We start from the raw sequence: 10,844 nt of genomic DNA on the forward strand, positions 1-10,844 counted from the left end.
TCTTTGGATGTCGAAGCAGGCGGCGCAAATTCGCGGATTGCGCATACTCGTCACCTAACAGGGAAAATCTAACCGGTAAAAACGACTGACGGAGGTGCCCCATGCTTGGACTTGTCTTCATGTGGACGGGACTGATTGTCCCTTGGCTGACGTTGTTCTTCCTGGATGGGCGGATCATTCGAAGGTATTTGCCCGCCGCGCTCGCCGTCTCGCTATTGAATACCGTCATTAGCCAGATCGCCTGGCATTACGACTGGTGGACGATTCAGCGGCCGATGTTTGTCTGGTCCAGCGCGATCGACTTTCCGCTCGTCTACGGCGCGTTCCTGATCGGCACAATTTGGATTTTGGCGTATTCGTTCCACAAATGGTGGGTGTACGCGATCGTTAATCTAGCGATCGATGCGTTCTTCTCGTTCGCGATGCCCGCCGTCCTTCGAGCCATGAAGCTAATCGATGTTCATATTAGCGGGTGGCAGCTCTACGGACTGCTGCTCTTGAGCGCCGTTTTGCTCTATCTGTTCCAACTCTGGTACGAAGGCGAAACCGCGGAAATCTCGATCGGCCGCGGTTCGCGAGCGGGCAGCCGCGCTTAACGCTTGACAACAACAATCGGCCATTGATCACATATGTAAAAAAAACGAAAACGCAAAAGCAGCCGGACTCGACCTCGACCGGCTGCTTTTGCGTATGCGTATCGTTGACCTACCGGTAAGCCGGCAGCCAATCTCCGTGCGCCTCGATCAAATCGTCGCAAAGCGCGACGATATCGTCGATCGACAGCTCAGCCGACGTGTGCGGATCCAATAGCGCGGCATGGTAGATATGCTCCTTCTTGCCCGTCAGCGCCGCTTCGATCGTCAGCAGCTGCGTATTGATGTTGGTCCGGTTCAACGCCGCCAGCTGCGGCGGCAAATCCCCGACGAACGTAGGCGTAACGCCGGAAGCGTCGACCAGACACGGCACCTCCACGCATGCTTCCTTCGGTAGATTGGTGATTAGACCGGTATTGAGCACGTTGCCGCCGATTTTGAACGGTACGTTCGTCTCCATCGCTTCCATAATGTACGAAGCATACTCATGCGAACGAGCGTGTTCCAAGTTCCCATTCGCCAATAGCGAATCGCGCATCTCCTTCCAGCCCCGGATTTGCTCCACGCAGCGGCGCGGATATTCGTCCAGCGGGATGTTGAACCGCTCGATCAGCTCCGGGTATTGACGCTTGATGAAGTACGGATGGTATTCGGCGTTATGCTCGGACGACTCGGTCACATAGTAGCCGAATCGAAGCATCAGCTCAAAGCGCACCATATCGTGGTGCTTCTCCTTCTGCTTCTGCGCCGCCCTGCGCTTGATCTCCGGATACAGATCAACGCCGTCCTTCTTCGCCTCGAGCAGCCAAGCCATATGGTTGATCCCGGCGATTCTCGTCTGCACCCCGCTTGCATCCATGCCGAGCGACCGGAACAAGTCGGGTACGCACACTTGCACGCTGTGGCACAGGCCAACCGCTTTGATGCCGCCCGCCCCGTTAAGCACGTTCGTCAAGACCGCCATCGGGTTCGTGTAATTCAGGAACCAGGCGTCCGGACAAACCTCTTGTATATCGCGCGCGAAGTCCAGCATGACGGGAATCGTGCGCAGATTGCGGAAGATGCCCCCGATGCCGATCGTATCGGCGATCGTCTGCCGCAGACCGTATTTCTTCGGCACCTCGAAATCCGTAATCGTGCAAGGGTCATACCCGCCTACCTGGATCGCGTTAATAACGTAGGATGCCCCTCGCAGCGCTTCCTTGCGGTCTGCGTAAGCTTTCACCGTGCAGCTGCTGCCCGACGTCTGGCGGATATTGTTCAACAGCACCTCGGATTCCCGCAGACGCTCGGGATCGATATCGAACAGAGCCAACTCGAATCCTTGAAGCGCCGGCGTGAGCATGACGTCGCCGAGGACGTTTTTGGCGAATACGGTGCTGCCCGCACCGAGGAACGTAATTTTGGACATCGTGGATAACCTCCTGGCATGATCGCGTTATAGGTTCACTATAGCGAGCGGCGGACGGGATGAACATGGAGGGAAACCTGTTCTTCCTGTCATAATGCCAGTTGTTAAGCGCTATCATCTATAAAAACCATCCGTTTTCCTGTTATAATACGGCATCGACACTTAGCGGCGGCAAGGAGCGTGGAGCGATGGAAGTTATTATGGACAACGGACATGGACCGGCAGGGCATGATCCTGTTACGCTGCGGCTGCTCTTCTACGGGCTCGAGCATTGTCCGCCCGGCCATGCATGGGGCCCGGGGCTGCGCGATGCTTTTATTGTGCATTACGTGCATCGCGGCCGCGGGCACGTTCACAGCAAAGGCCGGACTTACACTCTTGAAGCCGGAAGCGGATTCCTGATCGTGCCGGGGAAGCTGATTCATTACGAGGCCGACTCGTACGATCCTTGGACGTACGCCTGGATCGGCTTCAATGGACTGGAGGCGCACAGGATTCTAGCCCAGTCCGGAATGAGCGATGCGCATCCGGTGTTTCGGGCAGCAGCTCCCTCATATTTCGAAAACTTTTATGACGAGTGCCTATCGGCTTCCAGACAGCGCGGTGCCGACCTCCTTCTTCAGAGCATCCTGTACCGGTTTCTGGCTGAGCTGATAAACACAGCGGATGATGCGACCGACACGCGGCCTGTTGCGACCAAAGAAACGTATATCCGCCAAGCCGTGGAGTGGATCGGCCATCACTATAGCCAGCGAATCACGGTCGAAGAGATCGCGCGCAAGATCGGACTGAACCGGACCTATCTCTCCAGTCTGTTCCAAGAGCGGCTCGGCATGTCGCTGCAAGGCTACCTGCTCCACGTAAGGATGAAGCAGGCGGCCGAGCTTCTTCGCCAGCCGGAGCTGTCGGTCAGCGACGTGTCGCGTTCCGTCGGCTATCTGGACCCTTTCCTGTTCTCCAAAATGTTCAAGAAAACCGTCGGTCAATCGCCCAGTCAATACCGCAAGTTGCTGGATACCGATACGAAGCCGGATTCATTCCAACCGATTTAAGGACTTGCGCCAAATAATGGCCCCATGCTTATGATCTCCGTCGCCGTCTATTCCGGTCCAACGCTCACGGCATTGCGCCGTTCCTTGGACCGGTACAGCGCGCGGTCAGCTTCGATCAGAAGCTCCTTCATCTCCACTTCCAGATTGGGAAGCATCGAGGAGACGCCGATGCTGACCGTTACGACTTCGCTTACACTGGAGCTGCCGTGGGCAATACCGAGGGACTCGATGCCGGTTCGAATCGTCTCCGCTTGCCTCAACGCTTCTTCCCCGTCTAGTCCAGGCAGCACGATCGCGAATTCTTCACCGCCATAGCGGCTGATCAACCGCTCCGGCGCGGCGGCGAGCTCGCTTAGCTTCGCCGCCACTTGCTTCAAGCAGCGATCGCCCGCCTCGTGGCCGTACGTGTCGTTATACCGCTTGAAATAGTCGATATCCATGAGCAGCAGCGATAGCGGCTTCCTCTCCTCCGCCCCCTTCTCCCATTCGAGATGAAGCTTGAGGTCGAAAGCGCGGCGGTTCGCCAAGCCTGTCAGGCCGTCCAGGTACGAGTAACGCTGAAGCTCCTCGTTCAGCTGCTGCAGCTCAAGCTCCGCCATCTTACGGTCCGTAATGTTATGGAAATAGACGGACAAGCCTTCTTTGGACGGAAAAGCCCTCACTTCGAACCACTCCCCGAGCGGCTCGAAGTAAGTCTGCACGGATACGGGACGATCATGCTGCATCGCTTCTTGGTAAGCGTCATGGAACTTCGTGTGCATAACCCGCGGGAATTGCGTCCAGATGACGTGTCCGAGCAGCTCCTGCTTCGATCGTCCGAGCACGCGTTCCGCCTCGCGGTTCACATAGGTGAAGCGCCACTGCCGATCGACTGAGAAGAACGCGTCCGCGATACTCTCCAAAATATTCGACGTTCGCTCGTGCGCCTCGGCCAGCAGCCGCTCCTGCCGCTTTCGGCTCGTAATGTCCTTCACGACGACTAGCGAAGCCGATTGTTCGTTGTACTCGATCGAGATGCCCGTCACTTTCACGTCGATGATCTCGCCGTCGAGCCGAACGAACCGCTCCTCAATCGCCTCGGCGTGCTTGCGCTCCTCCATGATTTGGCGAAGACGTTCCTGCACGCGCGGCCTGTCTTCCGGATGAATGAATGGAAGGATCGGTTCTCCAAGCAGCTGACTGGGCGACGACGCCCCCATAAGCAAGGCGGCGAACGGGTTGCTGTACACGATGCGGCCCTGCGCGTGAATGAGGATGGCCGCGGGGACGTGCTCCAGCACCGTCCGGTTGAACGCTTCGCTCTGCGCGAGTTTGCTTGCCATCTCTTTCTTCGTCGTCAATACGTTGGAGAACCATTGCGCCATCAGGCCGGCAAGCGCTGATGTCATCCAGAAGCAGGTCAGAAGCAGCGGCAGCACCTTAGGGTCGACCAAGTAGATGAAGAGCAGCGTGACGGATCCGACGCTCACCGCATGCATGCCTACGAGCCGCTGCCAGCTTGGCCACCTTCGGATCGTTAGCCATGCGCAAATAAGGCCGGTCAAGAGCACGTTCGAACTGGAGATGACAGTAGCCGTCGAGAAGGGAAACATCGTAAGTCGCCCCGTGGCGATCAACAGCGAAGCCGTGATTACACCGGCAATCCCCCCGTATCGAGCGGCAAGCACAATAACGATATGACGAAGATCCATAATAATCGTGTCCGTTATCCGAACCGCGAACTGCATGAGAATAAGGCCATATGCCCCATTAATGAGGCCGACTAGAATACGCTTCCGTGTCGTTGCCGCATCACCGATCCATGTACCTTCGAGAATAAGATGAAGCACGAACAGAAATACGATAATCAAGGTGACGTCCGTGAACAATTCCTTAAACATGTTATGGCATCGCCTCCCAGTACCTATTTAGTCTTGCCATTCGTGGCTGAATCATCCTTATGCGCATCGCTGGCTTGGAACGAAAAAAAGAAAACGACCGTCCGAATACGACGGTCGTTCTCTATTGGGTTCGGCTGGCATCAACTGCTCACTGAGCGGAATAATTCCCAGCTTAAGTATAGGCGCAGAACAGCCACGGCGGTCCTCGTCGCGGACAAGTAGAACGCTCGCCGCAGCTTAACGGCTTAAGCGCCGAATAACACGGCGCAGCTGCCTTGGCGATCGCATCGTAATAGCCGCCCCCGAATGCCGAGCTGCTGAATAAGATGGATAACAAACACAAGCGAGACGACTAGGAGCAGCGAGTTTACACTACGCTATAGGAGCAAAGGTCTGCCGTGCTGCTCTCGCCGCATCGACCATGTTGCGAAGCGCGGCAAGCGTCTCTTCTTCCCCGCGCGTCTTCAGACCGCAGTCCGGATTAATCCAGAATAGCGCAGGGTCCAGCGTCTGCAGGGCACGGTCGATCATGGCGGTCATCTCTTCCGTCCGCGGAACCCGTGGGCTATGAATATCATAGACGCCGAGGCCGATCCCCAGCGGATAGGATTGTCGTTCAAAGTGGTGAATCAATTCGCCATGCGAACGGGAAGTCTCGATTGAAATAACATCCGCATCCATGGCTTCGATGGAGCCGAGCATATCGTGGAATTCGCAATAGCACATATGGGTATGAATTTGCGTAGTGTCGCGGACCGTGCACGTCGTCAAACGGAACGCTTTCACCGCCCATGCCAAATAATTCGCCTGCGCCTCCCGCTTGAGCGGAAGCCCTTCCCGGACGGCCGGCTCGTCGACTTGGATCAGCCCGATGCCGGCTGCTTCGAGCGCCTCGACTTCCTGCCGGAGCGCGTAAGCAAGCTGGTACGCGATCTGCTCGCGCGCGATGTCCTCGCGGACGAACGACCAGTTCATGATCGTGACCGGTCCCGTCAGCATGCCCTTCACCGGACGGGAGGTCTTCGACTGCGCGTAAGCGGTCTCTTCTACTGTCATCGCACCTTCGAATGCGACGTCGCCGAAGATGATTGGCGGCTTCACGCACCGGGAGCCGTATGACTGCACCCAGCCACCAAGGGTAAAAGCGAACCCGGCCAGCTTCTCGCCGAAGAATTCGACCATGTCCGTACGCTCGAACTCGCCGTGCACGAGTACATCGAGGCCGATTTCCTCCTGCAAGCTCACCCACTTGTCGATCTGCTCGCGGATGAAGCTGTCGTACCGCTCCTTGCTCCATTCGCCTTTGCGCCACTGCTGTCTTGCCTTGCGCACGTCGACCGTCTGCGGGAAGCTGCCGATCGTCGTCGTGGGCAGCAGCGGCAGCTGCCACTTCGCTTGCTGAAGCGGCTGGCGATCAGCGAACGGCAGATGGCGTCTTCCTTCTTGGAAAGCGACCGTCTGCACCGCGGCATGGACATCCGTGCGGTTGCGCGCTGCATGCTCGTTCAAAGCCCGCAGCGCCGCTTCGCTCTCGCCAGACTGCGCGGCGATCGCATCCGTACCGAGCTCGGCCGCTTTCGTAAGCAGCGAGATCTCCGCCAGCTTCTCGTCTGCGAACGCCAATGCCTGTCTAAGCACATCAGGCAGGCGATCCTCGCCGCGAACGGTCACCGGAACATGAAGCAGGCTGCAGGATGACTGCACGATTAGACGGTCGGATGGCACGAACTGCTTGAGTTCGTCCAGCAGCTTGCAGCCATTGGCCAACGATGCTCTCCATATCCCCCGCCCATCCACGACCCCTGCCCCGAGCACCTTGTCGGACGGGAACCCGTGCTGCCTGATCGCGGCAAGATTGCCGTCTCGGCCGTGCGCGAAATCAAGCCCGATCCCTTTCACGGGCAGTCCGATGATCGTCTCGTAATCGTCCGCCGATTCGAAATACGTCTGCAGCATGATGCTCAGATGCGGAGCGGCCGCCGCGAAGGCGCTATAGATCCGGTGCAGCCGGTCGCGGTCCTGACGATCCCCGGCCAGCACGAGCGAAGGTTCGTCGATCTGCATCCAAGTCGCGCCGGCCTGCTCCAATTCCCGCAGCACGCGCTCGTACAAGGGGATCAGCCGGTCCAGCCACGCATCCGTATCAGCCGGGTCATAGCCTTTCGATAGCCGAATGAACGTGAGCGGACCAAGCAGTACAGGCTTGCCTTCGATGCCAAGCGCCTCTTTGGCCTCCAGATAAGCGTGCAGCGGGCGATTCTCTGTTAGCGATGGTAACGCCCCGTCCAGCTCAGGCACGATGTAATGGTAGTTCGTATTGAACCACTTCGTCATCTCGCTGGCCGCCGCCTCTTTCGTGCCGCGCGCGATCCCGAAATAGACCGATGCCGGAACTTCGCCGCCTTCATATGCGAATCGCTTCGGGACCAAGCCGAACATCGCCGCCGTATCGAGTACGTGATCATATTCGCTGAAATCGCCGACCGGAATCAGATCGATCCCGGACGCTTGCAGCTTGCGCAGCCGCGCCAGCCGAATGTCCTTCATGCGTTCACGATATGTCGATTCGTCGCAGCGACCCGACCAATAGGCCTCGAGCGCTTGCTTCCATTCTCTCTTCTCGCCGATGCGCGGATACCCTAATACGCTGCTTCTTGCCATCTTGCAACTCTCCTCTGCCATTTGTTACTAGAAAGATAGCATGGATGGGAAGCAGGAGGGTAACTGGATAATCCTATATCTCGTTATAGCTTGAGGCTATAGCGGCCATGGTTGGATCGCGACTCCCTAGCTATGATGCTGCCTCACATGGAGAGATTCGTAGCGATTTCGTTCCTGCCAGCGCCAACGCAAATAACCAATCCGTGTTCCGCGAATTGGTTATTTGGCGTCTATGTATATTCGCAGGATGACTCAGTTGACGAGGCTTCCCAGCACTGCTTTGGCCAGCCGCTTCGGTGCGGCCAGCAGATACGCCGTGCGGATCAGGCCGGCAACTTCGTCCCAGTCCGGCTCGGCTGCCCGGTCCAGCGATACCCATCCGTGCTGGCCGATATACGGCGTCCGCACGTACCCGCCTTGCTGCAGCAGCAGATATTGCTGCTCCTTGTCCGATTTGATGGACAGGCCGGGCGTCTCCTCATTCGGATTCATCATGATGAACGTCTTGCCGCGTACCTTCATGACCGTATGTCCGAACCCGTCGACCGACTCTTCCGCTTCCGGCAGTCCGGCGCATGCGCGTCTGACATGGTCCAGCATCTCTTGGCCGTCGAACGAGGGCGTCATGCGCGAACGCCACTCTGGTCAAGCTCTCGTTCGCGATTGATGAAGGCGCGAAGCGCCGCGATCAACAAGTCGTGATCCTCTTGATCCGGAAGACCCGATACCGTAATCGTGCCGATCGGACCTGTCCCGCGAAGGACGAGCGGGAAGCCCCCGCCCGCGCCGACGTAGTCCGCCAGCGGCAGTCCGTAATCCGCCTCCAGCGTCTTGCCTTCATCGCGTACGCGCAGGGCGACGTGCCAGGAACTTTGGCCGAAATGATTCACGACGTTGTTTTTTCGCCGAATCCAATTCTCGTTCTCGGCGGATGTGCCGGTCATCGCATGGGCGAACAGGCGCTGACCTTCGCGGTAGATCTCGACCGTGATGCGCTTGTCCAGCCGCTTCGCTTCCTCGATAACCGCAAGCCCCAGCGCAAGCGCCGTCTCGTTCTCGAATCGGTCAAACTGAAGCTCGCGCTCCTCTTCTTCCATGGCGCGCAGCTGCTCGGCAAGTTGAGTCATGTTCGTCTCTCTCCTTTATCGATCGTCATAAGTGCGTTCGCAGTCAAGCGTATCATGACCGTACATCCAGGGCAATCGGCAATGCTGTCAGGTTAATCGCATCGAGACGGGTGAGAGAGCGGCCGAAAGAGTTGGTGCATCCAGCGAGGACGCCGCCTCGCGCCATGCCGCCGGTCCATTCACGATGCACGCCTATGCCGGACGCAAACAGACCAAGACCGTGGAGCTTGCTCCGTGAGGTCTTGGTCTTCGATCTCGCCAAAAATGCCGGATCCGCGTACAGTCGCTTCGCTACAGTGCTGCGCGCCAGCCGTCCACTATGGCTAACGTCTTGGTGTCCGTAAGCACATCGCCCGGCTTATTGCCTGTCCCGAGCGCATACCCCGCGAATTCTATGCCCACGAAATCGAAAATATGCCGAAATTGCTCCACGATCGGCAGCCCTTTGCGGCCGGGTTCGTCGTCTCCGACCGCTATCAAGTACGCGCGCTTGCCGCGGATCGCATCGAGGAACCCCTGCCGGTCTTCGCGGAGCGACTGGCTCCAGCGGTCGATGAACTGCTTCAGCGGCGCGGATATCCCGTACCAGTAGATCGGCGTCGCAATGACGAGCGTATCCGCTGCGAGCACGCCGGCGAGGGTAGAACGGTAATCGTCCTCCGGATAAGCGCCTGGCTGCGTATGGCGATAATCGATGATCGGCTCGATGCGGGACGACGACAAGTAGTAGCGCGCCGACTCCTTACCTTCAACTAGCCGGTCAGCCAGCAAATCAGAGTTTCCTCCTCGTCTCGAGCTTCCGTATAGAACGGCGATGCTCATCCTTCGCTCCCCCTTCACGTGCTTATTACGTACCTTGCGCGATCTTCAATTCTTCCTGCCGGTAATCGATCGCGATCGAATCGATGAGTCTTCGCGCCGCGTCCTTCGCCGCTTGCGGCCTATCCGCGGCGGTGATGACGTAGCCGAGCCGGTCATCCGAGCTGCGAGCGGTCACGACCCGGTCGCCGGGCTGAACCGTAATATTCGCGCGCACGAGATAAGGGCTGTCCGCCAGTTCCTCCACGCCTGCCACATGCTCGACGATCCCTTCGCGATCCGCCAGCAAATAAGCGATAGCCGCCGCGCGCTTCCGAATCGGCGCGAGCAGCGCCGGCTCGCCGAGATAGTACCGAACGGTCGCGCCGAAAACATCGATGCCGAACGCCTGCACGAGCAGATCCGAGGAGATCTGGTCGCCGCCCGGGCGGCCGTTCACCTCGATGATGCGCGGCCCCGTCTGCGACAGCTTCAGCTCGACATGGCTCGGTCCGCCCGTAATGCCGATCGCGGCGACGGCTTGCACCGCGGTCGCGATCAAGTCTGCTTCCCGATCTGCATGAACCGACGTCGGCAGCGTATGCAGCACTTCCACGAAGAACGGCAGCGGCGACGTCTGTTTCTCCGTCACGGCGGCGAAGGCCGGCCGGCCATCCTCCAGGAACAGCTCCACGCTGAATTCCTGACCGTCGATATATTCCTCGATCAAATATTCGTCCCGTACTTTGAAATCCATGTACGTGACTTTGAATTGGCGAAGCTCTTCGAACGCATCCCGCAGCTCCGCCTCCCCGTGAATGAAATAGACGCCCTGCGAGCTTGCGCAATTCGTCGGCTTCAACACGACCGGATAGCCGATCGTTGATGCCGCCCGAGACGCCTCCTCGAACGATCCGACTTTCTTATATTTCGCGCCGGGCACGCCATGCGCTTCGTAAGCTTGACGGGCCAGGTCCTTGTTCCGCGCCTTAAGCGCCGCTTCGTACGGGACGCCGCGAAGTCCCAGGCGCTCCGCCACGCGCGCGGTCAGATGGGACGCGTAATCCGTCGCCGGAATCAGCGCGTCCAACTTGCCGTAATAAGCGGAGCCGGCAATCGCGTCATAGATCGACTGTTCGTCGCGGATGTCCGCAACGAGCAAATCGTGATAGATCCCTTCATAACCGTACAGCGTCGGGTTGTCCACGGAGGACACAATGGCCACGACCTTGTGCCCTTGCGAATAAGCGGCTTTAGCGAAGCTGACGCCGTAGAAACTCGGTTCCACGAAAGCGACGATTTTAGAATTGCTCATCGTAACC

At 58.3% G+C, this 10,844-nt stretch carries 9 protein-coding genes; 2 read left to right on the forward strand and 7 right to left on the reverse strand.

Annotated elements, in window-relative coordinates; translation table 11 throughout:
- Positions 1 to 101 precede the first annotated feature (101 nt).
- Positions 102 to 596: a hypothetical protein gene (locus tag ACFFSY_RS20055; RefSeq protein WP_377497328.1), complete on the forward strand. Its 495-nt coding sequence runs from the start codon at positions 102 to 104 to the stop codon at positions 594 to 596.
- A 109-nt stretch (positions 597 to 705) separates the two neighbouring features.
- On the opposite strand, the gene ACFFSY_RS20060 is transcribed toward ACFFSY_RS20055, so the two are convergent.
- Positions 706 to 2,004: an alpha-glucosidase/alpha-galactosidase gene (locus tag ACFFSY_RS20060; protein ID WP_377497330.1), complete on the reverse strand. Its 1,299-nt coding sequence runs from the start codon at positions 2,002 to 2,004 to the stop codon at positions 706 to 708.
- A gap of 188 nt (positions 2,005 to 2,192) precedes the next feature.
- Here ACFFSY_RS20060 and ACFFSY_RS20065 point away from each other — a divergent pair, with 188 nt between their 5' ends.
- A complete protein-coding gene (locus ACFFSY_RS20065; protein ID WP_377497332.1) occupies positions 2,193 to 3,056 on the forward strand; it encodes an AraC family transcriptional regulator in 864 nt (287 codons plus the stop codon).
- 47 nt (positions 3,057 to 3,103) lie between these two features.
- Here ACFFSY_RS20065 and ACFFSY_RS20070 read toward each other — a convergent pair whose 3' ends face one another.
- From ACFFSY_RS20070 to ACFFSY_RS20095, 6 genes are all read right to left on the reverse strand, one after another.
- Complete coding sequence (locus ACFFSY_RS20070) at positions 3,104 to 4,936, reverse strand: diguanylate cyclase (protein ID WP_377497334.1); 1,833 nt, start codon at positions 4,934 to 4,936, stop codon at positions 3,104 to 3,106.
- Positions 4,937 to 5,308: 372 nt separating this feature from the next.
- Positions 5,309 to 7,597: a 5-methyltetrahydropteroyltriglutamate--homocysteine S-methyltransferase gene (metE, locus tag ACFFSY_RS20075; RefSeq protein ID WP_377497336.1), complete on the reverse strand. Its 2,289-nt coding sequence runs from the start codon at positions 7,595 to 7,597 to the stop codon at positions 5,309 to 5,311.
- Positions 7,598 to 7,849: 252 nt separating this feature from the next.
- A complete protein-coding gene (locus ACFFSY_RS20080; RefSeq protein ID WP_377497338.1) occupies positions 7,850 to 8,224 on the reverse strand; it encodes an MmcQ/YjbR family DNA-binding protein in 375 nt (124 codons plus the stop codon).
- Positions 8,221 to 8,724, reverse strand: a complete 504-nt coding sequence (locus ACFFSY_RS20085; protein WP_377497340.1) for a heme-degrading domain-containing protein — start codon at positions 8,722 to 8,724, stop codon at positions 8,221 to 8,223. Before ACFFSY_RS20085 ends, ACFFSY_RS20080 begins: the two co-directional genes overlap by 4 nt.
- A gap of 291 nt (positions 8,725 to 9,015) precedes the next feature.
- Positions 9,016 to 9,546: a flavodoxin family protein gene (locus tag ACFFSY_RS20090; protein ID WP_377497342.1), complete on the reverse strand. Its 531-nt coding sequence runs from the start codon at positions 9,544 to 9,546 to the stop codon at positions 9,016 to 9,018.
- 25 nt (positions 9,547 to 9,571) lie between these two features.
- Entirely contained in the window at positions 9,572 to 10,837 is a 1,266-nt protein-coding gene (locus ACFFSY_RS20095) for an ATP-grasp domain-containing protein (RefSeq protein WP_377497344.1), read from the reverse strand.
- Between the last annotated feature and the right edge of the window lie 7 nt (positions 10,838 to 10,844).

Origin of the sequence: Paenibacillus aurantiacus (assembly GCF_042431225.1) — a bacterium.
GTDB lineage: Bacteria > Bacillota > Bacilli > Paenibacillales > Paenibacillaceae > Paenibacillus_Z > Paenibacillus_Z aurantiacus.

Bases quoted from the DNA above. Each gene is read 5' to 3' on its own strand.
- ACFFSY_RS20055 (WP_377497328.1), top strand. From the start codon at position 102: ATGCTTGGACTTGTCTTCATGTGGACGGGACTGATTGTCCCTTGGCTG.
- ACFFSY_RS20060 (WP_377497330.1), bottom strand. From the start codon at position 2,004: ATGTCCAAAATTACGTTCCTCGGTGCGGGCAGCACCGTATTCGCCAAA.
- ACFFSY_RS20065 (WP_377497332.1), top strand. From the start codon at position 2,193: ATGGAAGTTATTATGGACAACGGACATGGACCGGCAGGGCATGATCCT.
- ACFFSY_RS20070 (WP_377497334.1), bottom strand. From the start codon at position 4,936: ATGTTTAAGGAATTGTTCACGGACGTCACCTTGATTATCGTATTTCTG.
- metE (WP_377497336.1), bottom strand. From the start codon at position 7,597: ATGGCAAGAAGCAGCGTATTAGGGTATCCGCGCATCGGCGAGAAGAGA.
- ACFFSY_RS20080 (WP_377497338.1), bottom strand. From the start codon at position 8,224: ATGACGCCCTCGTTCGACGGCCAAGAGATGCTGGACCATGTCAGACGC.
- ACFFSY_RS20085 (WP_377497340.1), bottom strand. From the start codon at position 8,724: ATGACTCAACTTGCCGAGCAGCTGCGCGCCATGGAAGAAGAGGAGCGC.
- ACFFSY_RS20090 (WP_377497342.1), bottom strand. From the start codon at position 9,546: ATGAGCATCGCCGTTCTATACGGAAGCTCGAGACGAGGAGGAAACTCT.
- ACFFSY_RS20095 (WP_377497344.1), bottom strand. From the start codon at position 10,837: ATGAGCAATTCTAAAATCGTCGCTTTCGTGGAACCGAGTTTCTACGGC.